The organism is Centipeda infelix ATCC 43532 (genome assembly GCF_000234095.1).
Classification (GTDB): Bacteria; Bacillota; Negativicutes; order Selenomonadales; family Selenomonadaceae; genus Centipeda; species Centipeda infelix.
In genome coordinates, this window is record NZ_JH376798.1 from 165,201 (window position 1) to 192,099 (window position 26,899).

At 56.2% G+C, this 26,899-nt stretch carries 27 protein-coding genes; 9 read left to right on the top strand and 18 right to left on the bottom strand.

The annotated features are described in order from the left end of the window. Positions 1-34: 34 nt before the first annotated feature. The 7 genes from HMPREF9334_RS04025 to HMPREF9334_RS04060 all read left to right on the top strand — a co-directional run bounded on the left by HMPREF9334_RS04025 (position 35) and on the right by HMPREF9334_RS04060 (position 7,106). Complete coding sequence (locus HMPREF9334_RS04025) at positions 35-1,153, top strand: TFIIB-type zinc ribbon-containing protein (protein ID WP_006692221.1); 1,119 nt, start codon at positions 35-37, stop codon at positions 1,151-1,153. Positions 1,154-1,169: 16 nt separating this feature from the next. Further along, positions 1,170-2,009, top strand: coding sequence for a TPM domain-containing protein (locus HMPREF9334_RS04030; protein WP_006692222.1), 840 nt, complete (start codon positions 1,170-1,172; stop codon positions 2,007-2,009). A 108-nt stretch (positions 2,010-2,117) separates the two neighbouring features. Next, a complete protein-coding gene (locus HMPREF9334_RS04035) occupies positions 2,118-3,230 on the top strand; it encodes a TFIIB-type zinc ribbon-containing protein (protein WP_006692223.1) in 1,113 nt (370 codons plus the stop codon). A 12-nt stretch (positions 3,231-3,242) separates the two neighbouring features. Continuing rightward, on the top strand, positions 3,243-4,553 hold the full coding sequence (locus tag HMPREF9334_RS11365; RefSeq protein WP_006692224.1) for a TPM domain-containing protein: 1,311 nt from the start codon (positions 3,243-3,245) through the stop codon (positions 4,551-4,553). An 8-nt stretch (positions 4,554-4,561) separates the two neighbouring features. Further along, on the top strand, positions 4,562-5,674 hold the full coding sequence (locus HMPREF9334_RS04050; protein ID WP_006692225.1) for a TFIIB-type zinc ribbon-containing protein: 1,113 nt from the start codon (positions 4,562-4,564) through the stop codon (positions 5,672-5,674). Between the two features lie 12 nt (positions 5,675-5,686). Beyond that, the gene (locus HMPREF9334_RS04055) at positions 5,687-6,520 is read left to right on the top strand and encodes a TPM domain-containing protein (RefSeq protein ID WP_006692226.1); all 834 of its coding nucleotides are present in this window, start codon (positions 5,687-5,689) and stop codon (positions 6,518-6,520) included. Positions 6,521-6,533: 13 nt separating this feature from the next. Continuing rightward, positions 6,534-7,106, top strand: a complete 573-nt coding sequence (locus HMPREF9334_RS04060) for a hypothetical protein (RefSeq protein WP_006692227.1) — start codon at positions 6,534-6,536, stop codon at positions 7,104-7,106. 100 nt (positions 7,107-7,206) lie between these two features. On the opposite strand, the gene HMPREF9334_RS04065 is transcribed toward HMPREF9334_RS04060, so the two are convergent. The 17 genes from HMPREF9334_RS04065 to HMPREF9334_RS04150 form a co-directional block, all read right to left on the bottom strand. After that, on the bottom strand, positions 7,207-7,413 hold the full coding sequence (locus tag HMPREF9334_RS04065) for a hypothetical protein (protein WP_006692228.1): 207 nt from the start codon (positions 7,411-7,413) through the stop codon (positions 7,207-7,209). Between the two features lie 94 nt (positions 7,414-7,507). Beyond that, entirely contained in the window at positions 7,508-8,020 is a 513-nt protein-coding gene (locus HMPREF9334_RS04070) for a vWA domain-containing protein (RefSeq protein ID WP_156792907.1), read from the bottom strand. A gap of 128 nt (positions 8,021-8,148) precedes the next feature. After that, positions 8,149-8,556: a YkvA family protein gene (locus tag HMPREF9334_RS04075; protein WP_006692230.1), complete on the bottom strand. Its 408-nt coding sequence runs from the start codon at positions 8,554-8,556 to the stop codon at positions 8,149-8,151. A 78-nt stretch (positions 8,557-8,634) separates the two neighbouring features. Next, the gene (locus HMPREF9334_RS04080; protein ID WP_006692231.1) at positions 8,635-9,564 is read right to left on the bottom strand and encodes a helix-turn-helix transcriptional regulator; all 930 of its coding nucleotides are present in this window, start codon (positions 9,562-9,564) and stop codon (positions 8,635-8,637) included. After that, positions 9,554-9,766 (bottom strand): hypothetical protein, encoded by a 213-nt coding sequence (locus tag HMPREF9334_RS12275; protein WP_050803402.1) that lies wholly within the window; start codon positions 9,764-9,766, stop codon positions 9,554-9,556. Before HMPREF9334_RS12275 ends, HMPREF9334_RS04080 begins: the two co-directional genes overlap by 11 nt. 148 nt (positions 9,767-9,914) lie before the next feature. Next, positions 9,915-10,814, bottom strand: coding sequence for an ADP-ribosylglycohydrolase family protein (locus tag HMPREF9334_RS04090; RefSeq protein WP_006692233.1), 900 nt, complete (start codon positions 10,812-10,814; stop codon positions 9,915-9,917). A 353-nt stretch (positions 10,815-11,167) separates the two neighbouring features. Then, entirely contained in the window at positions 11,168-11,380 is a 213-nt protein-coding gene (locus HMPREF9334_RS04095) for a hypothetical protein (RefSeq protein ID WP_006692234.1), read from the bottom strand. Positions 11,381-11,499: 119 nt separating this feature from the next. Beyond that, positions 11,500-12,711: an RtcB family protein gene (locus HMPREF9334_RS04100; protein ID WP_006692235.1), complete on the bottom strand. Its 1,212-nt coding sequence runs from the start codon at positions 12,709-12,711 to the stop codon at positions 11,500-11,502. 13 nt (positions 12,712-12,724) lie between these two features. Further along, complete coding sequence (locus HMPREF9334_RS04105; protein WP_006692236.1) at positions 12,725-12,952, bottom strand: hypothetical protein; 228 nt, start codon at positions 12,950-12,952, stop codon at positions 12,725-12,727. Between the two features lie 152 nt (positions 12,953-13,104). Beyond that, entirely contained in the window at positions 13,105-13,890 is a 786-nt protein-coding gene (locus HMPREF9334_RS04110) for an EcsC family protein (RefSeq protein WP_006692237.1), read from the bottom strand. A gap of 287 nt (positions 13,891-14,177) precedes the next feature. Beyond that, on the bottom strand, positions 14,178-15,338 hold the full coding sequence (locus HMPREF9334_RS04120; RefSeq protein WP_006692239.1) for a hypothetical protein: 1,161 nt from the start codon (positions 15,336-15,338) through the stop codon (positions 14,178-14,180). Further along, on the bottom strand, positions 15,335-16,453 hold the full coding sequence (locus HMPREF9334_RS04125) for a hypothetical protein (protein ID WP_039957278.1): 1,119 nt from the start codon (positions 16,451-16,453) through the stop codon (positions 15,335-15,337). The genes HMPREF9334_RS04120 and HMPREF9334_RS04125 overlap by 4 nt, the downstream gene beginning before the upstream one ends. Continuing rightward, positions 16,453-18,840 carry a dynamin family protein gene (locus tag HMPREF9334_RS04130; RefSeq protein WP_006692241.1) on the bottom strand — a complete coding sequence of 796 codons (2,388 nt, stop codon included), beginning with the start codon at positions 18,838-18,840 and terminating at the stop codon, positions 16,453-16,455. The genes HMPREF9334_RS04125 and HMPREF9334_RS04130 overlap by 1 nt, the downstream gene beginning before the upstream one ends. Position 18,841: 1 nt before the next feature. Continuing rightward, on the bottom strand, positions 18,842-21,178 hold the full coding sequence (locus HMPREF9334_RS04135; RefSeq protein WP_006692242.1) for a dynamin family protein: 2,337 nt from the start codon (positions 21,176-21,178) through the stop codon (positions 18,842-18,844). Beyond that, a complete protein-coding gene (locus HMPREF9334_RS04140; protein ID WP_006692243.1) occupies positions 21,175-23,490 on the bottom strand; it encodes a dynamin family protein in 2,316 nt (771 codons plus the stop codon). Before HMPREF9334_RS04140 ends, HMPREF9334_RS04135 begins: the two co-directional genes overlap by 4 nt. A gap of 14 nt (positions 23,491-23,504) precedes the next feature. Next, positions 23,505-24,119: a helix-turn-helix transcriptional regulator gene (locus HMPREF9334_RS04145; RefSeq protein ID WP_245535218.1), complete on the bottom strand. Its 615-nt coding sequence runs from the start codon at positions 24,117-24,119 to the stop codon at positions 23,505-23,507. Between the two features lie 346 nt (positions 24,120-24,465). Next, positions 24,466-25,257 carry a hypothetical protein gene (locus tag HMPREF9334_RS04150; RefSeq protein WP_156792908.1) on the bottom strand — a complete coding sequence of 264 codons (792 nt, stop codon included), beginning with the start codon at positions 25,255-25,257 and terminating at the stop codon, positions 24,466-24,468. A 191-nt stretch (positions 25,258-25,448) separates the two neighbouring features. On the opposite strand from HMPREF9334_RS04150, the gene HMPREF9334_RS12475 reads away from it, so the two are divergent. Beyond that, the gene (locus HMPREF9334_RS12475; RefSeq protein WP_006692246.1) at positions 25,449-25,598 is read left to right on the top strand and encodes a hypothetical protein; all 150 of its coding nucleotides are present in this window, start codon (positions 25,449-25,451) and stop codon (positions 25,596-25,598) included. On the opposite strand, the gene HMPREF9334_RS04155 is transcribed toward HMPREF9334_RS12475, so the two are convergent. Continuing rightward, positions 25,595-26,260: a vWA domain-containing protein gene (locus HMPREF9334_RS04155; protein WP_039957279.1), complete on the bottom strand. Its 666-nt coding sequence runs from the start codon at positions 26,258-26,260 to the stop codon at positions 25,595-25,597. The genes HMPREF9334_RS12475 and HMPREF9334_RS04155 overlap by 4 nt on opposite strands. A gap of 149 nt (positions 26,261-26,409) precedes the next feature. Between HMPREF9334_RS04155 and HMPREF9334_RS04160 the strand changes: the two genes are divergently transcribed. Next, positions 26,410-26,895, top strand: a complete 486-nt coding sequence (locus tag HMPREF9334_RS04160) for a methylated-DNA--[protein]-cysteine S-methyltransferase (RefSeq protein ID WP_006692248.1) — start codon at positions 26,410-26,412, stop codon at positions 26,893-26,895. Positions 26,896-26,899: the final 4 nt, after the last annotated feature.

The window sequence follows — 26,899 nt, forward strand, 5'->3', positions numbered from 1 at the left end:
CCACACTGTTATCATCGTAAAAGAGGTGACTGATATGGCAGACACGAGCGTCAGCTACAAATGCCCCAACTGCGGCGCGCCCCTCTCCTTCCTCCCGGGGCACGACCACGTAACCTGCGAGTACTGCAACACAGAGCTCGACGTTGCAACCGTCGAAAAGCTCTTTCAAAAAGCGCAGGAAAAGGCAGCGCTTGCCGCCGAGGCGAAGGAATCGAAGTGGAACACCGATAGCGCGGGCAGCGAATGGGACAGTGCCGAGGCGGAGACAATGAAGGTGCAGACCTGCTCCTCCTGCGGCGCGGAGCTCGTCTCCGACGGCAACACGATGGCGACCGAGTGCGCCTACTGTGGCAGTCCGAACATGATCCCGAGCCAGTTCGGCGGAATGCTGCGCCCCGACTACGTCATCCCGTTCCAAAAGACGAAGCAGGATGCCATCGCCGCCCTCAAGGAGTTTTACAGCGAGGGCCTCAGGAAATACATCCTCCCGACCGCGTTTACCTCCGAGAACCGCATCAAGGAAATCCAGTCCATGTACGTCCCCTTCTGGCTGTTCGACTCAAAGGTACGCGCAAGCGCGACCTTCCACGCCGAGAACGACAGCGTGCACGAGACTTCGGACGAGATCATCACCGAGACCAGCCACTACAGCTGCGACCGCAGCGGCTCCATGGCATTCGAGCGCATCCCCGTCGACGGCAGCGAGCGCATGGACGACAAGTACATGGAGAGCATCGAGCCGTTCGACTACAGCGAACTCGTCCCCTTCTCCGCCGCCTACTTCACAGGCCACATCGCGGACAAATACGACGTGGATGCCGAGGCGAGCGTCCCCCGCGCGGATAAACGCGTACACGAGAGCGCCGTCGGCGTACTCGAAGGCACGGTCACAGGCTATGACCGCTGCTCCCTCGACGGCGAGGCGAGCGTCATCAAGGAGGACGGCACCGTCAGCTACGCGATGGCACCCGTCTGGATCCTCACGACGAAATATCACGAGAAGCCCTACACCTTTATGATGAACGGACAGACCGGCAAGGTTGTCGGCTCCGTCCCCATCGACCGTGCAAAGGTACTTCTCTACTCCATCATCCCCGCCATCGTCAGCATCCCCATTTTCTACTACCTCGCGAAATTCGTCTTGTCGGACTAGGGTAGGAGGTGCAGCTATGTTTACCAAAAATAAAAAGAGCCTCAGCGCACTCTTCGCCATCCTGCTCCTCTGCCTGACCTCCATCGCCCTCGCCGTGCCGCGTCAGGCAGCCCCGCCGCCGAAGGCACAGACACAGGAACAGATCATCGGGGCAGACCGCGTCGTCGACGAGGCAGATATTCTCACGGACAGCGAGGAAGCCGCACTTGACACCAAGCTCGCCGCCATCGAGCAGTCACACAAGGTACGCATCCTGATCGGCACGATGAAGAGCACAGACGGCATCGTGCTCGGAAAGATCGCGAACAACATCGTCGACGAAATCAGCGGCGATGCCGACAGTGGCACCATCGTCCTCCTCCTCTCGATGAAGGAGCGTGACTGGTACATCTCCACCGATAACAAGATGCGCGTACGCATCACAGATACCAAGGGCGTGGAATACCTCTCGGGCGAATTTCTCCCCGAGCTCAAGGAGAACAAGTACGCCGCCGCATTCACGACATTTGCGGCGACCACGGACGAGATGCTGACCTATTACGAGAAGGAAGGCGAGCCATACGATCCCGCGAACGCCTTTAACCTCATGGCACTCGGCATCGCCCTCGCGTGTGCGCTCATTCTCGGCGGCACCATCTACTATATGCTGTACGAGTATGAGAGCAACGTCACCTTTGCAGCGGAGGCGGATGCCTACCTGAACCGCGACAGCTTCCGGCTCACGCAGAACGAGGACAACTTCCTCTACACCACCGTCACGCGCCAGACCAAGGAAAAGAAGGAATCCTCCTCCGGCTCCAATGTCAGCACCTCTAGCAGCAACAGCAGCCACGGCGGCGGCGGCGGGAAGTTCTGATGTACGCCCCAGTCTCCCCTGCCGCAGCGGGGGAGGGGGACCGCTTGCGGTGGTGGGAGCGCCTTGAACGAATGGGCAAACATGACATAAGCAAAGCGAGGTAACACCATGCCCGACACAAGCGTCAGCTACAAATGTCCCAAATGCGGTGCCCCGCTCACCTTCCTCCCGGGGCACAATCATGTGACCTGCGCGTTCTGCGATGCCAAGATCAGCATTGCCGAGATGGATGCCCTCTATGCACAGAAAGAGGAGCAGGCGGCACAGGCGGCAGAAAAAGAAGAAGCGCAGTGGAACACCGAGAATGCAGGCAGCGCATGGGACGGAGCCGAAACGGCGAACATGATGATCCAGACCTGCTCCTCCTGCGGCGCGGAACTCGTCTCCGACGGCAACACGATGGCGACCGAGTGCGCCTACTGCGGCAGCCCGAACATGATCCCGCGCCGCTTCGACGGCATGCTGCGCCCCGACTATGTCATTCCATTCAAGAAGACAAAGGAGGACGCCATCGCCGCACTCAAGGAGTTCTACAAAGGGAAAAAACTGCTCCCGAAGGCGTTCCGCGACGAGAACCGCATCAAGGAGATCCAGTCCATGTACGTCCCCTTCTGGCTCTTCGACGCGCAGGTAAGCGCCAGCATGGACTTCAGCGCGGAAACGAGGAGTCGGCGCGATACGGCAGACGAGATCATCATCGAGACCAGCCACTACCGCTGCGAGCGCAGCGGCGAGATGACGTTCCGCGGCATCCCCGTCGACGCGAGCAAACGCCTGGACGACAAGTACATGGACAGCATCGAGCCGTTCGACTATAGCGAGCTCCGCCCCTTCTCCGCTGCGTATTTCACGGGACACCTCGCCGACAAATTCGATGTCGATGTCAAGGAATCCCTGCCGCGCGCCGACACGCGCCTCACGGCGAGCGTCATCCACGCGCTGAGCAAAACCGTCAGCGGCTATACCAGCACCGCTCCGAGCGGCAGCTCGAAGATCCATAAGGAGGCAGGCGACGTCCGCTACGCCATGATGCCCGTCTGGATCCTCACCACGAACTACAAGGGCAAGCCCTACACCTTCATGATGAACGGACAGACCGGAAAATTCGTCGGCTCGGATCTGCCCAAGGACACATTCAAGGAGTACGTCTACCCGCTCATCCCGTCCGCGCTCGTCTTCGCCGTCCTCTTCTGGCTCGGTCGGCTCATGTTTAACTTGTAGGAGGTGCGGCACATGATGAACGAAATGAAATATGGACGCAGCACACTCCTCGCCCTGCTCCTCCTCTGCCTCAGCATTTTCATCCTCGCCGTACCAAAGGCGGCGGATGCCTCAGGCATCGGAAACGCACGCGTCATCGACGAGATGAACCTCCTCTCCGATGCCGAGGTACAAAGGCTCGATGCGCAGCTCGCGGCAGTGGAACGGACACACCGCATCCGCATCCTCGCGGCAATCGTCGGTGATTGGAAGGACAAGCCGCTGAAGCCGCTCGCGGAGAACATCATCAAGACCATCGCCCCCGGTGGTGAACATGGCGCAGTCCTGCTCCTCCTTTCGCCCGAAAACAACACCTACTACGTCGCCACCGATGCAAAGCTCAGGACACGCATTACCGACGAGGGCATTGAGCACCTCACGGAGAAATTCCTGCCCGCCTTCGAGAGCAAGAAATATGCCGATATGTTCACGGCATTTGGTCAAGTCGCGGGCGAAATGCTCACCTACTACGAGAAGGAAGGCAAGCCCTTCACCACGGGCGGCGCACTCAGTGCCGTTGCGCGTGCAGTCGCGGCCGGGGGGACACAGACAGGGGATGCAGGACTGGGTGCTGTGCGCGTGATCGACGAGTCCGACCTCATCACCGATGCCGAGGAGCAGGCACTCGACGCGAAGCTCGCCGCATATGAACAGGCGCACGGCATCCGCATCCTCGTCGGCACGGTCAAAAACACGCACAAACAGGTGCTCGGCAAAGTTGCCAATGCTGTCGTCGACCGCATTGTGGACGGCGGCGCAAACGGCACCATCGTCCTCCTCCTCGCACCGAAGGAGCGCGACTTCTACATCTCCACTGACAACAAGATGCGCGTGCGCATCACCGACGACAGAGGCATCGAACACCTCGCCGACAAGTTCGTCCCCTCCCTGAAGGAGAACAAATACGCCGAGGGATTCACCGCATTTGCCGCCGCCGTGGATGAGATGGTGACCTACTACGAGAAGGAAGGAAAGCCCTTCAACCCCGATGCCTTCCTGCTCACCATCGTCACCCTCGTCGGTGCGCTGATCCCTGCTGCCATCGTTTACTGGTTCATCCTTGCCAATCTCTCGGACAGCATGTTCAGTGTCCGAAGTGCCCACGAGGCAGACGACTACGTCGAGCGCGGCAGCTTCCGCCTCACACACAAAGAGGACGTCTTCCTCCGCACCACAGAGTCCCGTGAGACGAAGCACAAGGAGACATCATCATCCTCCTCGGGTTCCTACATCTCCACCTCCAGCCGCGACGAAAGCCACGGCGGCGGCGGCGGGAAATACTAGAGGTGCCCATGCCCGATACAAGTGTCAGCTACAAATGCCCCAAATGCGGTGCGCCGCTCACCTTCCTCCCCGGACGGAGCCATGTGACCTGCGAATTCTGCGATGCCAAGATCAGCATCGCAGAGATGGATGCCCTCTTTGCACAGAAGCAGGAAAAGGCCGTGCAAGCTGCGGAGAAAAAAGAGGCGCAGTGGAACATCGAGAATGTCTCCGGCACATGGGATGATGCCGAAACGGTGCACATGATGATCCAGACGTGTTCCTCCTGCGGTGCAGAGCTCGTCTCCGACGGCAACACCATGGCGACCGAGTGCGCCTACTGCAGCAGCCCGAACATGATCCCGCGCCGCTTCGACGGCATGCTGCGCCCCGATGTCATCATCCCGTTCAAGAAGACAAAGGATGAGGCAGTCGCCGCGCTCACGGAGTTCTACAAAGGAAAGCGCCTGCTCCCGAAGGAGTTCACCTCCGAGAACCGCATCAAAGAGATCCAGTCCATGTACGTCCCCTTCTGGCTGTTCGACGCACATGTGAACGTCGATGCAAATTTCAATGCGGAGCGCAGGAACACCCGCGAAACAACGAATGAGACCGTCACCGAAACATCCCACTACCGCTGCGAGCGCAGCGGCGAGATGACATTCCACGGGATCCCCGTCGATGCCAGCAAGCGCATGGACGACTCCTTCATGGACAGCATCGAGCCGTTCGACTACAAGGATCTCGTTCCCTTCTCCGCCGCATATTTCACAGGGCACCTCGCGGACAAGTACGATGTCGACGTGAAGGAATCCCTGCCGCGTGCCGACAGCCGTCTCGCAGAGAGCGCCTCCTGGGTGCTCTCCACCAGCGTCAAGAACTACAGCAACGTCACCCCCGAGGGCGCGCCGCTGATCCATAAGGAAGAGGGGAATGTCCGCTATGCGATGCTGCCCGTCTGGATCCTTACCACGAATTACAAGGGAAAGCCGTACACCTTCATGATGAACGGACAGACCGGCAAAGTCGTCAGCTCCTCACTGCCGCGGGACGAGTTCAAGGAACGCTATTACCCCCTCATGCCCGCCGTCCTCGTCTTTCTCATCACCTGCTACATCGGCTGGCTGATCTTGGACTGGTAGGAGGTGCGGCACATGATGAACGAAATGAAACACGGACGTAGTGCACTTCTCGCACTGCTCCTCCTCTGCCTCAGTCTCCTCACCCTCACACTGCCGCAAAAAGCGACGGCGACGGCGGATGCCTCTGGCATCGGAAACGCACGCGTGATCGACGAGGCGGATCTCCTCACCGATGCCGAGGAGCAGGAACTCGATGCCAGCATCGCCGCGTTTGAAAAAGCACACGGCGTGCGCATTCTCGTCGGCAACATCAAGGACACGCACGGACAGGTGCTCGGCGCGGTCGCCAATGCCGTTGTCGACCGCATCGCGGACGGCGGCGCAAACGGCACGATCGTCTTCCTCCTCGCGCCGAAAGACCGTGATTTCTACATCTCCACCGACAACAAGATGCGCCAGCGCATCACCGATGAGTACGGCATCGAGCACCTCGCAGACAACTTCGTCCCCGATCTCAAGGACAATGAATACGGCAAGGCATACACCGCATTTGCCGCCACCGTGGACGAGATGCTGACCTACTACGAGAAGGAGGGCAAACCGTACGTCCCCCTCGATCCGTGGGCGATCGTCGGGATTCTCGGTACGGCTCTTCTCCTCGCAGCGGTCGTCCACCACGCCATCTCCTCCCACCTCGAGGAGGGAATAGAGACCACCGCACACGCCGCCGAGGCGGATGACTACCTCTCATACAGCAGCGTCCGCATCACACACAGCAAGGACACCCATATCCGCACCTCAGAATCCCGGCGGGCGAAATACGAGTCAAAAACCTCGTCCTCCGGCTCTCACATCACCACCTCCAGCAGTGACAGCGATTACGGCGGCGGCGGTGGAAAATATTAAAGGAGCGATCATCATGAAAACACGATTCCTCAGCCTTCTCTGCACCGCCCTGTTTGCCGCAGGCATCCTCCTCGGTGCGGCGACAGCATCTGCCCACGGCATGACCTATTGGGAAGCGACACTTGTGCTGGATGATACGGCTACGGGCGGGCAGAACCAACTGGAACCGCGCAAAGCCACACTCTCTGATGCCCGCAGGGCTATCGTCCGCGCAGGGCTTGCGGACGACTACCAGGGCAAGGACTTCACGGGCGACGGCATGCGCTTCGTCACCTTCGACTTTAACTACGCCGAACACTTCATTTTCCGTGCCGTGACAGGCGCGAAGGATACGCGCGACGCCGGTGCGCTGACCGTGACGAGCTACGATATCATGGGCAAGAGCGTCCGCACCCTCGGCGGACTCCGTGTTGGAAAGAGTTACGAGGACATCGAGGAAATGTACGGCGAACCCTCCTTCTCCGAGACAAACGAGGACGGACTCACCTCCTGCACATACGCATTTGATGACAAGGCCGCTACGCTCACCTTCGACATCGACGATGCGGGCATCATCCAGGCGATCAAGTTCCGCACCGAAATCTGAGTATTTGTGCACACAAAAAACCACCCGCATGTGGGTGGTTTTTTCATGCCCAGTCTGATGGCTATATATGTCGCTCGATATGAATCAGCAGAAATTCCCTTCATCCATAGACAACATCATCCTCCGCATCATCGAATCCCTCTTCGTCCGCGCCTTCCTCCGCCTCCTCCATCTCAACCCAATCCGCCGAATCATCCGAGGAGCATCCCTGCTCGTCCTCATCCTGCATCGCCTTATAGATGCCATAGCCAAGGAGACCTGTTACAAGAAGTGCCGTCGTGATTCCAACCGTTTTCAATGTGCTCATTTCGTCTTCCCTCCTGTTCTTAGCGTTTACGGATATCCGCCGTAAGCGCCGACATGGCGTTATACGCCACGGCCGTACCTGCGGCATTCGCCATTCAACTTCGCGCGAACTCCGCACCAATACCGATCTTCGCCGCTTCCATGACCGCATCCATATTTGCACCGAAGAAGACGAACTCCCAGCCGTATTTCTCCTTCTGGTGCTCGATCCGCTCCTTGATCTGTGCCGCCGAATACTTGCGGCTGGAGTTCTCCTCCCCGTCCGTGATGATGACAAAGAGCACCTTCTCCGCACGGTAGTCCTCCGCCGTCTGCTTCTGCACCGCACGGATCTTCTCCATCGTGCGCCCGATCGCATCGAGGAGAGCCGTGCCGCCGCCCACACGATAGTCCGCCTCCGAGAGAGGCGCAACCGCACGGATGTCGATGCGGTCATGCAGCAGCCGATACTGATTGTCGAACAGCACCGTCGTCACACGCGCCTCGCCCTCAAACTCCGCCTGCTCCTTCAGCATGGAGTTGAACCCGCCGATTGTATCCTTCTCAAGCCCCGCCATCGACCCACTCCGATCGACGATAAACACCAGCTCCGTCAATCCCTTCTTCATGACAAATCCTCCTTCGTCTCTATACCATCTCCGTGGGCGTTCGCCCCTTATGATTACAGTATAGGGAGGAAGGAGGACATATATTGTCTGTTTGGAATTTTTTTGATACACGCAAAAACTTTTAGTGTTCAGTCATCGAGATTTTCGAGTACATCCTCACCCAAGAGATCCGCAATTTTCGCCTTTGCCTGCGCTTTAATCTCATCCGTGATGTAGATCTGAGCGAGCGCGACCGCCGTTGCAATCGCAATGGCATCATCCGCAAAGCCAATCCCCGGCATGATATCCGGAATCAGATCAAACGGCGAGATCAGGTAGCCGAGCGCACCGATGATGCCCGCCTTGATCTTTGGCGGGCAGTTCGGCGACTGCGCCACATAGTAAAGGAGCAGTGCCTGATAGATCACCTTCACACCGATCTTTGCGATGTTCTTGCGAATCTTGTCCCATAGCCCCGCCTCAGAGTATTTGTCCTCATACTTCTCAAAGTCCAGATTCTCAATCTCCTCGACTTTGATGTCGTCATGTGTGCTCATACGATAACCTCCATCACTGAAACGCAAACTCTTTCAACGATTCTCGACCTGCATACCATCAACAACGGTTTTTCAAAATCACTTCTTTTGATCCACCACCTTTACCACGCTCCCCTGACTTCTGAGCCACATATCAATGCCGCTCCCGTACACCTCGGCGGCAATGCGATACACACCGTTCTCCTCCGAAATAATCTTCGCTGTGGGGAGGCGGTCGAGGACGGCCTCGACCGAGGTGCCGCTGTAGTCGAAGGTGACGCGGCGAAGTTCACCCGCATACATGAACTGGATGCGCTGACGAAACTCGCCGTCGCTGAATTTCCCGCTATGCGTCACACGGAAGGTCGCGCCCGTCGGCTCGAAACGTACAATGCGGTCGATGCGGAAGATGGTCGGGAACTCCCTGCGCCCGTCCGCCAGATAGGCGATGAGGTAGAAATAATACTCGGAGAACATGATGGCGACGGGGTTCACCTCATGTGTGCGTTCCGTGCCGTCCTGACGGCAGTAGGAAATGCGTATTGTATGCTGTGCCGTCATGTGCTGCGAAAGTTCCCAGATCGCGGAGAGCAGTTTTTTCCCGTGGCGCAGTGGGACATAGTAATGCTGCTCACTGAGGATCAGCTTCCTGACCTGTGCGCGATCCTGCGGCGCGGTCTGCCGCAGCAGCTTCTTTAGGAGGGCGTCGAGCTCCTCCCTGCAGAAGGCGCGGCTCTCAAGGAGGATCTTGCAGACGGCGAGCACATCCTCGTTCGTCAGCCACTCGCTCGCCGCGTGCGAGAGCAGATAGCCGCCGCGATTTCGCTCATAGACGATGGATGCCTCGCCCGCATCGGTACGCGTCTCCGCGAGATAGGCACGCAGCTCCTCAATGTCGCGCTGGATGGTCTTGTCCGTCACGGCAAATTTCTGCGCCAGCTCTGCCTTGCAGACAACCTCGCCCCGACTCAGCCGCTCGTACAGCTGGAGCAAACGAAAGCCCTTGTTCTCCTTGTAGTCAAGTTCCACGGTGGTCCCTCATTTCACAGTTTTTCTTATATTGCTCCGCCGCCTCATCGCTCTTCATCTCCAGAAAGGCAATGAGCCAAAGGAGAAGGACAATCATCGCAAGGGATATCAACACACCGAGGAAGCCAAACGAGTGATAAACTTCGCCGAGCAAGCAAAGAAGTGGAGGAACTACAAAAACAAATACGAAGGGCATCACCATCGCTCCATTCCATCAAACAAGCAAAGGAATCACTGATAAAGTAGACGCTCAGATTGGCGTAGTTTTTTCTGCCGAAATGTGGGTAAAAAGATGCACTAAGATGGTAATGTTGAACGTATCACTTTCTTAATATATTACTAATTCTGCATCATTTCTCCTTTTTCCTGCTGCGGAGCGAATTTCTCCGTATCCCCCCATAGAAACTGTTCAACGGACGTTCCTCACACCAGCAAAGGTCTCCGCCCCTGCGTTCCTCCCGCATCATATCGAACGCAAACAGGACTTCGCGCATATCCGCAGGAATCCGCTTCACGCACTCCTCATGCAGATCATCAGGACAGCCGTAGAATGCCTCGGCGATGCTGCCCGCAATGCAGGCAATGGTATCGGTATCGCCGCCGAGGGAGACGGCGCCCCGGATGGCATCAACCATGCTCGTGCTCTCGAAAAAGGCGGTGATTGCCTCAGGGACGCTGCCGGGGCAGGTGGCATCCATGGAGTAGGTCGGGCGAATCTCACCCAAGGTACGCGTGAGGTCATAGCCGAACTCCTGCGTGATATAGTCCTTGATTTCTTCCTTGGAGTGTCCCATGCGCCCGAGATGGATGGCACTCGCAACCGACTCCGCCCCCTTCACCCCTTCGGGGTGATTGTGCGTGACCTCTGCCATCCACCGTGCGACCTCACGCGTGCGCGTGAGACTGTCATAGAGCCAGCCAACGGAGGAGACGCGCATGGCAGAGCCGTTGCCGTAGCTGCCGTAGGGTTGCGGATTCTCCATCAGCAACCACTGACGGAACAAGTTGCCGTAGCCGATGCGCGGATAACGCCGTCCCCAGTGCCGCATAAAGCACACAACATCGGCTTTCACATGTTCTTCGTTCACATCCGCCCCCAATCCGATCAATGCCTCGGCGACGGCGATGGTCATGACGGTATCATCCGTGAAGCGTGCGTGTGCGGGGAAAAGCTCGAACTCTTTCGTCTTTTCCCCATGGTCGAACTCATAGGGCGAGCCGATGATGTCCCCCAAGATTGCGCCGTACATGGATGTTCCCTCATTTCGTTTCCTTAAGGAAGCACTGATAAATTCAGCACCATCATCTTGACGCATCTTTTTTGCCCGCACGGTGTCGGCAAATCCTCCACATAGCTTTGGCTATGCGTCCGGTTTGCCTCCTTGTTCGGACGAAAAAATCTACGCCAATCTGACGGACTTCATTTTATCAGCGATTCCTTAAACATAGACCGTGCCCTCTCTATCATCTTCACGGTTATCCGAAAACAATTCTTCACCTTCCGATGAAAGGGCTGCGGTGTTATGAGAGGATCACATAGTATCATCGGTTTGGAGTCTGTACTACGCCCTTTTTCATCTGCTTGCATTCTTTACACCTCCGATCACTCTTTCAATCGACGATAAACATCAACGCCGTCCCCCATGTCGCACTTGTGCTTATCGTTCTCCTCCACTTCATCGCTCTCCATTGCCAGAAAGCCTATTATCCCAAGGACGAGGACAATCACAGCAAAAAATATTAATACACCGATGAAACCATACTTTTCACAAATGCTAGAGAGCAGAGCAAGTAGAGCAAGAACAAGTCTCCACATGAAAGCCCACCTATCACTTCACTTGACCAAACAAGTACAGATCTACCGCTAAGCTATTTCTTTTTATTCTGCGGCTCGGCAAACTTCTGATGTCATCAATATCGCGCCGTACATAAGCATCACCCCGCCTTGAAGTTGTAGATTGGCTTCAGCACCTCGATCACGTCCACGCTGTCCTCGATCACATCAATGATGTCCGTAAGGGACTTGTACGCCATCGGTGCCTCGTCGATCGTATTCTCATTGACCGCCGTTGTATAGACATCTGCCATTGTTTCGCGGAATTCCTCCATGGAGAGGTTTTCCTTTGCCGCCGTGCGCGACATGAGCCGCCCCGCCCCGTGCGGAGCCGACCAGTTCCAGTCCGGATCGCCGCGCCCGACGGCGAGGATGCTCCCGTCGCGCATATTGATCGGGATGAGGACGCGCTCGCCCACGCGCGCCGCGATTGCACCCTTGCGGAGAATCCGCTCCTCCACGTCGATGTAGTTGTGTACCGTGTGGAACGCTGCCCCTGCGGTCAGCCCCGTCCGTTCGAGGAGAACACGTGCGATGACCTCGCGATTTCGCCGTGCGAAGTTCTGGCAGATCTCGATGTCATGCAGATAGTCCTCCAGATAGCTGCCGTAGAGGAATGCAAGGTCGGCGGGGATCTCCGCCTCCTTTGCTTGGAATCCACGGTTCAGCTCCTTGAGTGCCTCCTGCAGTTCGCTGCGCCGCCCCTCCGCCTTGTAGCGGCGGATGAGTTCGTCACGCGCACGGAACAGTTCGTCCTTGCCGTGCGAGAGGTCAATGGCGATGTTCTGGTAGTATTCGGCGACCTGCTTGCCGAGGTTGCGGCTGCCCGTGTGGATGACAAGGTAGTTCGTGCCGTCCGCGCTGCGGTCGATCTCGATGAAGTGATTGCCGCCGCCGAGCGTGCCAAGGCTGCGTGCGATGCGCTTCGTGTCCTTGAGGGCACGGTAGCAGCGCAGCCCGAGGAGGTCAAACTTCTCCTGCCGCCCATCCCAGAGATTGCGCCCCGACGGGACGAAGTGTGCCGCCTCATCGAAGCGTTCGAGGTCGATCTCCCCCTTGCCGAGGTCGACCGTATACATCCCGCAGCCGATGTCGACACCGACGAGATTCGGGACGACCTTGTCCCGCACAGTCATTGTCGTGCCGATCGTGCAGCCCTTGCCCCAGTGCACATCGGGCATGATGCGGATGCTCGCCCCCTCCGTGAACTCGTAGTCACACATGCGGCGGATCTGCGCGACCGCCTCCTCCTCGATCACCTTTGCGTATGCAATCGCTGTGCCGCAGCGTCCCCGTATCTCCATGCGTTCCATTCGACTAGCCTCCTTACATCATTCGTCCATCGTCCGCCCCGTCGCGAAATATGCCGCCGCGCCAAATCTCGGGAAAGCCACGCTGCCTGTGTGTCAACACATCATACGTGCGGTAGCCGTCCATCCGGCACGCAGGGCACGGGCTCTGCACGAACACTACCAGCCCGAGCCGATAGGGACAGCTCGCACACGGCGGCCGTACCGTGCGAAACACGTTCTGCAAATTCTTCAAAATCCCCATGACGCACACCTCCAAATAACTGCTCTTTGATCTGTCCCTATCTTAGCAAATCTCCCGCCGTCCCAGGTCGCCGCACAGGCGACATTTTCATTATGTGCTCCAAGTATAGCAAAAGGCATGGACAAATTACGTCCATGCCTCCAAGAAAATTCTCAGCCAACGTCACTCCATTTGTCGTTATCCGTCAGCCAGCGTTCCTGATAGGAGCGAATTGCAGCATAGCCAAGGTCGCGAATAAAGCTTCCATTAACTGCAATAGCAACAACAGTACCCACGCCGGGAATCAGCTGTGCCGCCTTGCGCTTTGCGAGGTTCGTTCCGAGCTGTCTGCACAGCTGGTGAATCAAAAGCGATCGACGATCCTGTGCATCCTTTTCAATCAGAGCATTTTGCGGACTTCTGAGCGCAGCCTTCAGGAGAGTCAGCTCATCGATTGCCGCACGCTTCTCCTCTGTCGCGTTCGCTGCCACAATCGATAGAATTTGCAGGGCGTAAAGCTGCTCCTGTGCAGTATTCGTCTCGTATCCATAACACAAGCCGATCTTGTGAATCGTCCGCATAGACAGCACGAGCAGAGCAGGAATATCCGCCACGATCGGAGTGATAAGACCGCCCGCTCCTGCCGCCATGAGGATTGCCATGTTGTGAACCTCATTTGCGAGATGGTCAGAGACCGCCAGATCCTTGGTGCGTAGTTCGTGGATCGCGCTTACATCGGCCCCCTTGAGGATGTCTTTCTCATCTGTTAGGAAGTTCCCTGCCGAACCAATTCCATCCAACGCGTGCTCAAGTGCCGACTGCGGGATGACTGCATCTATCAGATTTCCAACTGGACGGAAAAGGGCTCCGAGTTTCCGTGAAAAGCCTCCGATCTCCTCACCCTTCCACTCCTCAATCTTTCGCACCTGCATCTCTTCGTAAGCGGTTTGTTCCTTCATGTCTGTACTCCCTTCTATCAAAACAGATCAGCAAAGCTGCTGTCATTGCTCCTGCGCTCTGCACAGCTTTTCGAATACGATCAGATACCTTGCGGCACGGTGATAGTCCCGAAAACGCAGCGACGTCAAAATAGCATGTCCGACGGCTTCCATACATTCAAAATGATGGAGTTTACAGTGGTCGCCCGTGAGGATAGCACAGCAAACGAGGTCTTTGGTCAGGTATTGACTCTCCAGCTTCTGCAAAAGACCGTAGAGGAGTGCTTCCTGCATAATTTGCTCTGTTTTCATTTCATTGCCTTTACTAGTCGTTCGAGCATCTGCATATCCTTTGCCGTCATGGATTTGTACTGCTCCATCGCCGTCTGTTGAGCCGCATTCTGACGCTCAATCTCCTGCACTACACTCTGCAAGGAGTTCGACAAATGCTCTCCCAAGTCCGTCACTGGTTGGCATACATCGTCCATGGCATCTTCTATGCTCTTCGCATAGGTCTTCAGTTGTTTGCGGAAATCGTCCATTGCACACACAAAATCAACAGTCTTCACCTGTGCACCTACTATATTTTCAAGATGTAGATTTCCCGTCTCTACAGCCTTACTCTGGAGATCACAGGTATCCCATATCCCCTCAGCACTCTCTGACAGTTCCCCCAGCTGCTCAGAGACTTTCTGCTGGCTCGCCGCCAATGCCTCAAGCAGCTCAACGGAACTCTTTTGGAGTGCTGCCAAAGTCCTCAATGGTACAATGGCATCACGCTGATTCTCCTCCAGTTTACCAAGTGCTAGAGAAACAAGCTGCTGCACCTCCGACATGCGTTCCTCAAGTGCCGAGCTCAGATTGGGCAGGACATCGGCAAGAAGCGCCGCCATCTGTTGATTACCGGCTCGCAGTTCCGACCGGATTGCCTCAGCCTGTACCTGTATCGGTTTTAGTGAGGCGAGCTCCTGACCGATCTGTGCAAGCTGCTGTTCGTTTTGCGTGATTCCCGTGATGACCTTCTCATAAACAGCAGAAAGCCCATCCACTTTGTCTGTGATACCTCGGATTTCTGTCAGCAGCGCATTCCGCTCCGTCGATCCCTCCCGCAAAGCAGAAAGGCTCTCCCGAAAACATTGCGTGAGGACATCGAGCCCATCACGCACGTCATGAAGCTCGGCCGCTACATGACGATTTCCATCTTCTTGCACCCCTTGACTCTGTTGCATCCGTTCGCAAAGTTCCTGCAGTATCCGGCATGATTGTTCATCACGCTCCCGCATAGACGCCTTATGTGCGGAAAAATACTCCTGCATTGCACGATGAAACAGTGCCGCCGTGCAGATTCCGATGCCGAACATAGCAAACAGTACACCCAATTGTCCCGTATGCAGATAGTATGCTCCTGCGCATAAAAATGCCACGACGGCAAAGACAACCAAGGAAAACAGTGCTTCCTTCTCTTTCACGAAATCAGCTCCTTCCACACCATATAATATTGCGTCAATTGTTCTTTGACCACCATAGGGACGCGCTCTCTGACGAACTCCTGATATTTTTTCCAGTAGATGACGGGCATCCCCGCACTCTTATACAGGAGTTTCTCGTAGGCAGTTTGGTTCTCGATCGTATGCCAGGAGACGGGTGTCGCATATTGGGCAGGAACTTGCATATATTCTTTAAACTCTCTTTTGAGTGTGCTGCCAAGCTGCTCACACATTTTGCGCACGTCCCAGTCAGCAATACGGGGAATCTCAACATCGCTGAGGATAGTTTCATAGAGTTCCGGCACACTGTGCAGATATCCCGTTCCCTTTGCAAAGAGCAGGGCGAGTGCTATCTGGTTCCAGGTCATCCAAAGGCAGTCCTCAGGGTTTTTACGCGCAGAAGCATAGGTGTGGCAGATTCTTTTTTGCACATCCAGACTAAGGCTGTCTTTGAGCTTCCCATGGGTAAGCAGGAGTTCCTCATAGTCATGCGAAAAATCCTCGATCCGATACTCCAGAAGTGACAGTTTCTCACGCAGACGCTCCCGCTGTGTGTCGATCAGAGAGGCATGCAGGGAGAACACCTCCGTAAAATCCGATGCCTGCGGGAGATACACCGATAGCCCCTGTTCCTCATAATAGGAGCGCGCCTCGCGCATCACATCTTCAATCCTGTCCAGATCCGTAGCCCCCGCCCTGTGCTCCTCCTTCATGAGTACGAGAGCAAGCACGGAATGCGTCGACATTCGCTGCCACTTCTCCTTCAACCAATCGTCGGTCGCCTCCTTTTTCCATGGAAACCCCTCGAACAGTAGAACAAAGGGGAACTTTGCGAGGTATTCTGCGTCCTGCTCCTCACCATCTGGCAGGATACAGATGCACATTCCTGGCGGCACACAAGGGCTATACAGATGGATTTCATCCACATGTTGCGGCGCTACATCTGCCTCAGATGATTTCGGCCGCTGCGAGATCCATATTCGTTTCCCCGTGTATGCCTCCTTACAAGGATGCCCCAAAAGCCACGCCGCAAAGCGATAGCGCGAACGGTCTCCGATGAGTGCCCATTGAGAGTCCAGTACAAAGGCCGTCTCCATCACGCACCGACGGTCTGCTGCAGGTCAGCAAGGATGCGGCTGATACGCCCACGTTTTTCATCCGCCTCTCCCTGCGAGAGTGCTCCGAGGCGGTCATACTCCTGTTGTTTTTCCTTAACCTTCTCCTCAAGAGGAAGGAAGCGCTGCACCTGATAGGTCTCAAGGCGCATCGACACCTCCCCCATATAGTCATCGGTCACTTGTGCCAGATAACTTTTCAAGTGATCACGGTAGCTGTCGGCGCAGGTACGCTTCCATTCCTGCAGGGACTTTTTCCTAGCATCTTCCCGCCACTGCTGCTCCTGCGCAGCGATCTGACGCGCAAGTTCCTGTTCGTCAACCACCAGGCTGTCGCGGAGCGCCGCCTTCTGTTCCTGCTCATTCTTGAATGCACCGAGCTTGCGTTTTCGCTGATATAACTCCTCCTGCATACGGCGGATCCCCTGCTCGAGGCGACGCTTATTCTCCTCATACTCTGCACGAAACACAAGATCCTCTTCATAGCGCGGCGGATGGTCGAACTGTTTGCCGATCTGCTCCCCCCAATACTCAAGCGTCAGGCGTTCCAAGAAAGATGCCGGCATTGCGTCCTTCGCAACATTGATTACTTTGATTGCCTGATCGATCTGGTTCTTTGCCTTGGCGACGCGTTTTGCAGTAGCGTACGTCCGACTCACATTTTGAATATTGGATACCGCCTTGGCAATTGACTGCCCTTCCTTGAGCCCCTTTGCAATTGCATTTCCATACTTGCCAAAGGCCGTCGGCACTTTGGCAATAAATTTCACGATGCGTGGATTTGCAGCAATCTTTGCCATTGCACTGCTGGGGATCAGGAGTGTTGCCCAGTCCAAAACATTTCCGATCATCTTCCCCATCGCCGCGCCGCTTGCATTGCCCGGATCCGCTTCAATCATCTGAGGAATATAGGGTCCAAGCTCACGATATTCCTCTCCTGCTGCCGCAATTTCTTGCTGCAAAAGAGCGATTGCCTGCGCCATTTCTGCGCGTTCACCATCATCTACCCGCATCAACTGCTCCTCAATCTCCGCACGGTTCTCCTGCAGATGCGCATATTGCCTCCGGAGATTGTCAAGCGTACTATCCTGCTCCTCGACAATGGCGGCATAATGCTCTGCCTCAGGCAGAGCGATCACAGGCAGCACCGTCCCGACAGGAAGAGCAACACTGTTGATGTCTTTGAGGACGGGATCAACATGTTCATTGATACGATCGTATGTACGCCGCAGGATATGCTGTGTTTCGCGCTGCAGCAACGACTTCATCTGCTCGTTCGTCTGCACCTCTTTTCCTGCTCCTGCAATACGCACTGCCGCCTCGTCTGCCGCAGTGCCGATGAATGTATGGACATCCGACTCCATGCGTTTTTGACAGGCGGCAATCTCCTTCTGCAAACGGATTCGTCGCTCGTCCAATGAGGCAGTGAGAGCAGCGACCTCGCGATCAAGCTGTTCACGCTGCTTCCGGATTGCAGCAGCACGCTCTTCCTGTCCTGCAGCAAGCATCTTCTCCTGTGCCTCGAGTGCCGCCATGACCTCATTCGCCGCGACACGAAGCCCGAGTGTCGTGTCCTCCGCAAGAGAACGGCGCACATCCGCCCCCTTCGCCGCGAGCAGATCGCGAATCCGAGCAATCCCGCCAAAGTGTGGCGAATCCGCCAGATTCGAGATATAAAAACTCTCCTCCAAGTGCTCGCGAATGCCAAGGTCTGTGAGGATACGTTCCTCATAGGCGACGACCTCTGCATAGCTCTCCTCAGCTTCGTTGATCTGATCGCAGTGCGTCCGTACGAGCGTCAGCGGTCTCCCGCCATGCACCAACAGTTCCAGCTTGTCCATGTCCACGGCAGAAGGAGTGCCGCGTGTCACATAGATGATGCTCGAGGCAAGTGCCAACGACTGCATGAGCAGATGCTCGTGGTGCTCGATCAAGGTATTGACGCCCGGTGTATCGAGCAGGATCAGCCCCTGCTGCAGGATCTCCGCTGCCAGAAACACTTCCATATGCTCCACAGCAGCAAGATTCCTGCCACAGTCCGAGCCACTCTGTATGATCTGACACACCTCGGCAAGCGAAACCTCTTCCACGCACCCATCAAGATAGTACAGACGCGCCATCTCCTCTGCACCGTAGCGGATATAGGTCAGAAGCGGCGTCGTTTCCACCGTCCCCTGCGGCAAAAGCTCACGACCCAAAAGATTGTTAATGAGATAGGATTTGCCTGCAGAGTACTGTCCGATGAACGCGACGAAATACATACCCGCCTTGTAGCGTTCCATGCACACGCGGAGATCCTCGCGCTCCGCCTCCCACGCCAGCTCGTTCATGCCCTCGTCAAGCAGTGTGAAAATTCGCTCATCCACCATATTACTCAGCCTCCCCTATTGTATCCTGCATCTGCTGCAACTCCTGCTCAAGTTCGGCGCAGCGGCTCAGGAGTTCAATTGCAGACTCACGTGCCGCCTGTGCCTGTGCCAGTTTCGCATCGCGCTCCGCATCGGATGCCTTGCAGTCCTCGATGAGACGATTCAACCGCTCCTCATAGCGACGAATTTCATCCGTGACACGCGCTGTTACCATCCCGCGCACCGCCTCGTAGGACTGCTGCTCCATCTCCTTCAGACCTGAGGCTACCGCCCGCTCGAACTCCTCACCGCGCTCCTCAGCATAGCGCGTGATCTCGCGCATGATCCGCTTTCGCGCACGGGCAGCATCCTTTTCGAGCCGCTCCGTATATTTCTGCATAGAGTCGAGATAGTCCTTGTGCAGTTCTTCCAGTCTACGATTGCACCGCTGGACTTCGATGTCGAACTCCTCGCTGCACACATCCGGTTCGCGGTACTGTTCCATCACCGAGAGCAGCTCCGCACGTTCTGCGGAGATACTGTTCAGCCGTGCCTGACGCTCCGCCAAAGCTGCAACTTGCGCCGTATCATCCACATATTCCACAGTCTCTACGTCTTTCTTTCGCCCCATAAAGACCTGTGCGATTTTACCAAACACGCCCTCACGGTCTCTCTTGATAATAGTCTCCTGCCTGTATTTATGAACAGCAGGAATCTCAAACATCGTCTCGATATGATGGCGACGTTCGGAAAGCTCCCGCAGATCCTGCTCCAACGCCGCCCGTTTCTGCTCGATGCGCCGTGCCGCAAGCTTCCCCTTTTCCTGCCGATGCAACTCCTCCTCGATGCGTTCCATTTCTTTGCGTTTCTCGGCGAACTCACGTTCAGCCGCCTCCATGCGGCTGCCGACCTCCACCTCGGTCATCTGAAACGCCGTGGCGGAGATATTCAGATCGATCCCCGGGATCGCAGACAGTATCTCCTGCACGCCCTCCAACACCTGTCCGCTGATCTCATCCGTCACCAGTACGAGTTCCTCACGCAGATCATCGTCCATACGCTGCAGACGCCGACGGTATTCTCCATCAAGCTTCCTTTGCAAGTCGGCAGCATAGGCGCGCAGTTCATCTGCATCCTCAATATCGCCCGCTTCCTCTGCAACGCGCGCCACGACCCGTGCACAATAGTCACTCGCCCGTTCCCGCACATCACGCATGACCTCTTGGAATTTCTTCCGCAAGGGGCTGCGCTGTGCCTGTTCTTCCCGACGAAGTTCCTCGATCTTGTCCTTCATCTCATCCTGCTGCTTGATGAGTTCATCGGGGCTGTGCTGCGCACTCAGGACTTCAATACTCGTATCCAGAGCACTGCGTTCATCGCGAAGCATATGCAGCAGGGTATGAACGGGTGCCATAAGCTCCTCACGCGTTTTCTCCCCGTTCGTGATATAACGCCAGAGACGATCCTCGAAGACATGCAGACGAGAGATCTCCTCCATGCGCGCACAGTAAGCAGTGTCCTTGTTCGGTTGCCTCGGATCCTCATAGTCCGCATCCCGTGCAACGAGTGCCTGATGTGCAGAGATGGGATAGATCTCGGGGAGTGTCGCCTCATCGAACTGCTCGGCATAGCTGTTCTTCAGATGCTGAACGACGCTCTCCACCGACTCGCCCTCATTCGCCTTGATCGCGTCAATCTTGTTCAGCACGATGAAGATGCGGCTGCACTGCGCGCGCAGGTCGCGCAGCGTATCGAAATCCGTCTTCGAACCGGGACGGTCTGCACTAAACATGAAGATGGAGGCGTGGGACTCCTTGATCTGCCGCCGCGTAATGTCCTCAAGATTCTCTGTAATGCCGTTCAGTCCCGGACTGTCGACGAGCATGACACCATCCTCGAGAAATCTGCTCGCGAGAAAGAGATCCACACGCTCCGTCGACTCCGAAACAGCATTTCTGTCCTCTCCCTCACCGACTGTGACGTACTTCGTCAGGGTATCAACGGAGAGGTCTGGCAGCACCTCTGTACGACCATCGCGGTAATAGACGATGCCCGGCTCTCCGTTCGGAGCCTTGGATGCGTGCTGCAAAAAGTTGACGGTAGCAGTTGTCTCACGCGTATACGAGGGGAGAATGCGCTTCTGCATGAGCGCATTGAGAAAGGTCGATTTCCCCGCACTGAACTCGCCGATCAGAACGATACTGAACAACCCCTGCTCAATATTGTTCTGCAGTTTTTCCAATGCCTGTGCATCCCCCTCCTTTCCCTGTGCGGTCATAAACGTCTGCGTGTCATGAAGTAGTGTCAGAAGTTTTTCCTTGCGCTCGCCATGCTGCGCCAAATACTGCTCTTTGCTCATAATGCCAAGCCCTCCTCCATCTGTGTAATGCTCCGCTCCAAGAGTTCCTTTGCCCGTGTCAGATCCTGCACCTCACGCATGAGTTCGGGCGCCTGTTCCTGCTTTGCAGCCTCAAGCTGTGCAATCCGCTGCGTCTCTGCCTCCTCATACATCTGGCGAGCCTCGCGCTGCATGTCCTTCCGCACCTCCTCGAGGCGTTCCTTCCATGCGTCAAGAAGGTGCTCGATCTCGCCCTCATCGTCATTCGCGCCGCAGAGATACCGATGCACCCAGTCGCAAAGGTGTCTGCGGCATTGCTCAAGGTATGCCTGCAGTGCGTGCTTGCGTTCGGTCTCAGCCCTCTGCTTTTCCGCCTTGAACTGTTCTTCATAGCGGCGCAACTGCTCTTTCAGGCGACGGATCCGCGCCTCACTTTCATCGGCTCGCTGCTGATAGTATCGGAGGTGCTTCTCCTTGTCCATCTTTTCACGGCGAAGCCTCTCATACTCCACCGACTGCCGATTCTGCTGCTCTTGCAGTGCCCGGCGTCGATCATCCCAGTCTCTGCCGGCACTGTCATCGCGCATGGTGCGGACTTCAGTTTTGGTCGAAAAGAGATCCCAAAAACGCGCTAGACCGGTTCGTTTAACGACCACTTCCTCCTGCCAAACGCGCTCGGCGGGACGGCTGCCCATGCGGTGCAGATCATATTGTACCGCCTCCTGCTCTCGCCGTGCCCGGTCGGCGATAGCCTCCTGATGCTGCACCTCCCTGTGCGCTTCGGCAACGGCATGACGTTCCTGTGCAAGTTGACGGTCCAGTGCCTCCTCCTGTGCTCGCAGCTCGGCAATCTCCTCCTGACGCTGCTCAACGATTCCGTGCCCCGACGACATCTCCTTCATCGTGGGCAGCTCCCCTACCCCGACACGCTGAATCTCCGCAGCTATTTTCCCGATACCGCTGTACTCCTCGACGCGCTCCACGATCATCTGATACAGCAGGTGAATGGAAATATCAGTTTCCTCCAAAAGATTCTGCTGTGCCAGTCGGAACTGCCCTTCGACCGTATGCGGAATTTCCTCTTTCTTGCGCTGAATCTCATCCAGTGTATGGCAGTCGGCAACCTGCACACGAATCTCACGCTCGATTTGCTCTCCCGCATCGGCAAGAGCGGTCTGAACTGCCTTTCGCTTCTCATTGACCCAGCCTGCGATAAATCCATCGATTGCCGCCAGGTTCTTCTCACGGCTCGCCCTCAGCAATTTCTGCAGATGCGTCAGGTGCTCAATCGCTCGATGTCCCTTGCTCACTTCAAATACCTTGCGTGCATCCTCGGCGCGGAAAGCAATGCGGTCAAGGAGCGCTCTCACCCACCAGAGGATGGCATTTGCTGTCCCTCGGTACTGGATCTCCGCAAGCCGCCGTTCGTCAAATTTCTCCTCCATGAGTTTGCGAAATGCTGCAAAATTTGACTCTTTCAACAGCTGCTTCCGTGCCGCATCATCCAGAGCCTCTGCACTGTCCTCATAGAGCCGCGTGATCGCACGATCCCGTCCCGCAAGTTCCTTCAGTGCTGAGACACCGCAGATATGGAATGTATAGCCATCGCGCCCCGTAAAGATCTTCTCCCGCAGCATTTTCTCCAACTGCGGAATGCGCTGATCCACACACTCTCCCTCCATCGGATTGAATGCATCGATGAAGTTCTGGACAAAGATGAAGTTCTGCTGATTCGGCATGAGATAGTTACGCAGAAAGGCAAGATCCTCCTTTGTCAGCCCGCGCTGCTGCAGGAGGTAGATGCACGCATGCGCCTCCTGAACCACACGTATGGTTTGATCCAGATGTCCGGAGGCAACTCCGTTCAGCCCCGGTGTATCAATCAGCATAAGAGGACGCTCTGCGTGGAGCAATGGCGTATATATATCGACAGATGCAATCTCCTGAGCTACCGCGTGTCGCTCACTCACGGTCGTAGTATACTCCCGCAGCTCATCCATGCGGATTTCCTGCTCTGTGCCATCCTTGTGGCGAACAAGTCCCGTGCCAACGCGTGGATCATTCGGCGGCACGTTGACAACCTGCGTGAGTACCGCTGTCGTTTCCTTCGAGGCATGGCTCAAAACATCCCTGCCGAGCAGAGCGTTGATAAAGGTGGACTTGCCAGAGCTGAACTCACCGACCACGGCAATGCGGAACACGTCGTCCTGCATTCGTTCTTTCAGCCGTTCCAATTCTGCAGCAAATCCTCGCACCGATTGGAGCGACTCCTCTTTTTCAAGGTCTTCCAATAAGGAGAGAATTTTTGTCTGTATCGGTGTACACGCATCCATAAAATAAAACCTCCTCACAGCACATCCATCCCGAGCGCATACAGGATCTCGTTCACGGTGTCGATGTCAAAGCCCTCCTCGATGCAGTACTGCATGGCAAGGTCGTATTCGTACGCAGGCGAGATGCTGTAGCCCGCGCTCGCGAGGAGGTCTCTCGCGTCGTCGAGGTTCAGCCGCAGGACGAAGATGAATGCGTAGACGACGCGAATCTTCGGATGATAGTTCTTGTCAGTACGGATCTTGGAGAACAGTTTGCGGTCAATCCCCGCACGCTTGTACACCTCTACATCGGTCATGCCGCTCTCATCGATGAGGCGCAGGAGCCGCTCGGAGAAGGTTTCTTTCGGCTTGTCGAGTTTGCTCTTGAGACGCGAGAGGATCCCGTCCAGACCAACGCGCGGACGTGGAAGAGTGACGCCGCATACGAGTGGTTCTTCATGGACACCGGGATCGCGCGCAAGGCCGTGACGTTCGCGCTCGCCCTCGAAGGGACGCGGTACGGGACGCGGCAGCTTACGCTTTGCTTCCTCGATGATGTCGGAGGAACCCTGCAAATGCGCGGCAATATAGCGGCGAATCCGTTCAAGGAGGTCGGCCGATGGAGTTTGGTGCGGCGGTAACATAGGCATTCCCCTCTCAGTTTCTTTTCATAAAATTTTAACAGATATGAATCATACACGCAAGAGATTTGTTTTCATTTATTTGCCACAGATACAACCGTCCCGGTCATGTTTGCTCTATCGCAGCAAACGCCCCCACCGGCTCATATCGTTCGCTGGGGTTGTTGCATGTCTCCCCCTATCGGCTCACTACGCTCGCCACTTCCCCCGTAAACAGGGGAAGCTGATATGCCATTATCCTAAGCCTTCCCCGTTTGACGGGGAAGGGGGACCGCGCAAGCGGTGGAAGGGGCACAAAGACGGGGCGTTGTACGAAGTTTTTAGCTTCGTGCAACAGCCCCCTTTTCGTTCCCGCTCAGCTGCGCCCGCTCTGTGTCTTTGCGAGATGCTCGCTGATCTTCTGCGACCATGTCGGTGGAACAACGCCTGTCGCGGAAAACTCCATAATCAGCGCTCCGAGTGCTGCGAAGTTCTCGCGCACGCCCGCCGCATCACAGGCGAAGGTGTCGGCATTCTTGGCAGGAATGCCGACATCTTCAGCGACCTGCTTCGCGTTGATGTTCGTACCGAGGAAAACGAATTCCCAGCCCGCCTCCTTTTCCTGCTGCTCTACCAGCTCCCTCAGTCTGTCAGGTGTCCAGTAGTCCCCGCTCTCGGACTCGATCTTCGTGTTGTCCGTGACGATGATGACCATCGTACGCATGGGGCGATCCTCATGGAGAGCCTTTTGGTACACCTGCTGAGCCATGTGAATGCACCCGCCTACACCGAACAGACACCCGCTGCCGCGCACGTTGTCCTGATGTATGAACTCCTCGGGATGTGCGCGTCGATACTCTTCAACAAGTGTACGGAGGTGCGTAAAGCAGCCCTGTTCGATGAGCGCGGAATCCTCGGTGATCGGCACGCGGGTATTCATATCCACACACTGACCGCCTTGTTTCTGGAGCCAAACAAGGAGATCCGTCCGCTCCTCCCTGAGCCGCACGATCATATCGTTGAATCCGTCGATCAGATCGGACTCAAGATCCTCCATCGGTCCGCTCAGCTCCAACAGGAATACGAGTTCCGTCATCGCTCCGCTGCCGTCCACGTCGAAATACCCCCTCCGTGTGTCCGTCTGTCCGTTTGTCTTTGCCTCTGCCATGATGTTTTCCTCCATATCTCTTGACCGCAGCTAGGGAAGCACTGATAAAATGAACTCCACCCGATTGGATGACGGTGTCGATTTTATCAGTGGTTCCGTAAGTATAGCGAACGGCATGGACGAAAAAAGTCCATGCCAAACGCTATTTCAAAAAACTTTCGACGCTCTCCGCTTAAGGAATCGCTGATAAAATGAAGTCTGTCAGATTGGTACAGATTTTTCGCCCTGTCAAGGAGACAAACCGGACGCATAGCAAGGGCTATGTGGAGGATTTGTCGACACAGAGAGGGCGGAAAAGATGTGCCAAGATGGCAGTGCTGAATTTATCAGTGCTTCCTTAACTGCGCCCGCTCTTCTGCTTTGCGAGATGCTCGCTGATCTTCCGCGACCATGTCGGCACAACGGTACCTGTTGCGGCAAAGGCACAGGTCATGTGCGACAGCGACGCGAAGTTCTCGCGCACGCCCGCCGCATCACAGGCGAACTCGACGGCGTTCTCGGCGCGGATGCCAAGACCGCCCGCGACCTGCACCGCGTCGATGTTCGCGCCGAGAAAGACAAACTCCCAGCCCGCTTCCTCCTGCTGCTTCACCATCGCCCGCACCTGATCTGCCGTGTAGCGCGTGCTCGAGTTCTCCATCCCGTCGGTCGTGATGATGAACATGGTGCGTGCGGGGCGATCCTCGGGACGCGCATACTTGTGCACGTTCTTGATGTGACGGATGCCATCGCCCATCGCATCGAGCAGAGCCGTGCAGCCGCGTGTGTAGTACTCCTTCGATGTGAGTGTGGGGACATCCGCAATCCGCACGCGGTCATGAATGACCTCATTCTCGTGATCAAAGAGCACCGTCGAGACGAGCACGTCCCCGCCCTCGCTGCGATGCTGCGTGAGCATGCCGTTGAACCCGCCGATGGTATCGCTCTCCAGCCCCGACATCGACCCGCTCCGATCCAGAATGAATACGAGTTCCGTCTGTCCGTTTGTCTTTTCCTCAGCCATAATGTTTTCCTCCTCTATGCTGTATGACCTTTTCGATGGTTCAGAGTATAGCAGGAGGAGAGAGACGCGTGGTCGCACGGAAAGCGACATTTTGAGAAAAGGACATTTTGCTCTATAATAGAACTACATCAACCGACAGGAGAATGCCCATGATCTACACAGCACACTACACCTCCCCGCTCGGCGGGATCACACTCGCGAGTGACGGCATGGCCCTCACGGGGCTGTACTTCGACGGGGAGAGGGATTTCCCCGATCTTTCGGCGGCGCACAAAAAAGACCTCCCCGTGTTCGGAGAGGCCATGCGTTGGCTCGATCTGTATTTCGCCGGCAAAGAGCCTGACTTTATGCCCGCACTCAATCCCACGGGCACGGCGTTTCAGATGTCGGTATGGGCAATCCTGCGAACGATCCCATACGGGGGAACGACGACCTATGGAGCGATTGCGAAACGTCTTGAGAAAGTCACAGGAAAGCGTATGTCTGCACAGGCGGTCGGCGGCGCGGTCGGGCGCAATCCGATCTCCATCCTCATCCCGTGCCACCGCGTCATCGGTGCAGACGGCAGCCTCACGGGCTATGCGGGCGGGCTCGACAAAAAGGAGTATCTGCTCGGGCTTGAGGGGACAACATGACGCT

What these genes read in the sequence shown, in the direction of transcription:
- HMPREF9334_RS04025 (WP_006692221.1), top strand. Translation starts at nt 35, where the DNA reads ATGGCAGACACGAGCGTCAGCTACAAATGCCCCAACTGCGGCGCGCCC.
- HMPREF9334_RS04030 (WP_006692222.1), top strand. Translation starts at nt 1,170, where the DNA reads ATGTTTACCAAAAATAAAAAGAGCCTCAGCGCACTCTTCGCCATCCTG.
- HMPREF9334_RS04035 (WP_006692223.1), top strand. Translation starts at nt 2,118, where the DNA reads ATGCCCGACACAAGCGTCAGCTACAAATGTCCCAAATGCGGTGCCCCG.
- HMPREF9334_RS11365 (WP_006692224.1), top strand. Translation starts at nt 3,243, where the DNA reads ATGATGAACGAAATGAAATATGGACGCAGCACACTCCTCGCCCTGCTC.
- HMPREF9334_RS04050 (WP_006692225.1), top strand. Translation starts at nt 4,562, where the DNA reads ATGCCCGATACAAGTGTCAGCTACAAATGCCCCAAATGCGGTGCGCCG.
- HMPREF9334_RS04055 (WP_006692226.1), top strand. Translation starts at nt 5,687, where the DNA reads ATGATGAACGAAATGAAACACGGACGTAGTGCACTTCTCGCACTGCTC.
- HMPREF9334_RS04060 (WP_006692227.1), top strand. Translation starts at nt 6,534, where the DNA reads ATGAAAACACGATTCCTCAGCCTTCTCTGCACCGCCCTGTTTGCCGCA.
- HMPREF9334_RS04065 (WP_006692228.1), bottom strand. Translation starts at nt 7,413, where the DNA reads ATGAGCACATTGAAAACGGTTGGAATCACGACGGCACTTCTTGTAACA.
- HMPREF9334_RS04070 (WP_156792907.1), bottom strand. Translation starts at nt 8,020, where the DNA reads ATGAAGAAGGGATTGACGGAGCTGGTGTTTATCGTCGATCGGAGTGGG.
- HMPREF9334_RS04075 (WP_006692230.1), bottom strand. Translation starts at nt 8,556, where the DNA reads ATGAGCACACATGACGACATCAAAGTCGAGGAGATTGAGAATCTGGAC.
- HMPREF9334_RS12275 (WP_050803402.1), bottom strand. Translation starts at nt 9,766, where the DNA reads ATGGTGATGCCCTTCGTATTTGTTTTTGTAGTTCCTCCACTTCTTTGC.
- HMPREF9334_RS04090 (WP_006692233.1), bottom strand. Translation starts at nt 10,814, where the DNA reads ATGTACGGCGCAATCTTGGGGGACATCATCGGCTCGCCCTATGAGTTC.
- HMPREF9334_RS04095 (WP_006692234.1), bottom strand. Translation starts at nt 11,380, where the DNA reads ATGTGGAGACTTGTTCTTGCTCTACTTGCTCTGCTCTCTAGCATTTGT.
- HMPREF9334_RS04100 (WP_006692235.1), bottom strand. Translation starts at nt 12,711, where the DNA reads ATGGAACGCATGGAGATACGGGGACGCTGCGGCACAGCGATTGCATAC.
- HMPREF9334_RS04105 (WP_006692236.1), bottom strand. Translation starts at nt 12,952, where the DNA reads ATGGGGATTTTGAAGAATTTGCAGAACGTGTTTCGCACGGTACGGCCG.
- HMPREF9334_RS04110 (WP_006692237.1), bottom strand. Translation starts at nt 13,890, where the DNA reads ATGAAGGAACAAACCGCTTACGAAGAGATGCAGGTGCGAAAGATTGAG.
- HMPREF9334_RS04125 (WP_039957278.1), bottom strand. Translation starts at nt 16,453, where the DNA reads ATGGAGACGGCCTTTGTACTGGACTCTCAATGGGCACTCATCGGAGAC.
- HMPREF9334_RS04130 (WP_006692241.1), bottom strand. Translation starts at nt 18,840, where the DNA reads ATGGTGGATGAGCGAATTTTCACACTGCTTGACGAGGGCATGAACGAG.
- HMPREF9334_RS04135 (WP_006692242.1), bottom strand. Translation starts at nt 21,178, where the DNA reads ATGAGCAAAGAGCAGTATTTGGCGCAGCATGGCGAGCGCAAGGAAAAA.
- HMPREF9334_RS04140 (WP_006692243.1), bottom strand. Translation starts at nt 23,490, where the DNA reads ATGGATGCGTGTACACCGATACAGACAAAAATTCTCTCCTTATTGGAA.
- HMPREF9334_RS04145 (WP_245535218.1), bottom strand. Translation starts at nt 24,119, where the DNA reads ATGCCTATGTTACCGCCGCACCAAACTCCATCGGCCGACCTCCTTGAA.
- HMPREF9334_RS04150 (WP_156792908.1), bottom strand. Translation starts at nt 25,257, where the DNA reads ATGGCAGAGGCAAAGACAAACGGACAGACGGACACACGGAGGGGGTAT.
- HMPREF9334_RS12475 (WP_006692246.1), top strand. Translation starts at nt 25,449, where the DNA reads ATGAAGTCTGTCAGATTGGTACAGATTTTTCGCCCTGTCAAGGAGACA.
- HMPREF9334_RS04155 (WP_039957279.1), bottom strand. Translation starts at nt 26,260, where the DNA reads ATGGCTGAGGAAAAGACAAACGGACAGACGGAACTCGTATTCATTCTG.
- HMPREF9334_RS04160 (WP_006692248.1), top strand. Translation starts at nt 26,410, where the DNA reads ATGATCTACACAGCACACTACACCTCCCCGCTCGGCGGGATCACACTC.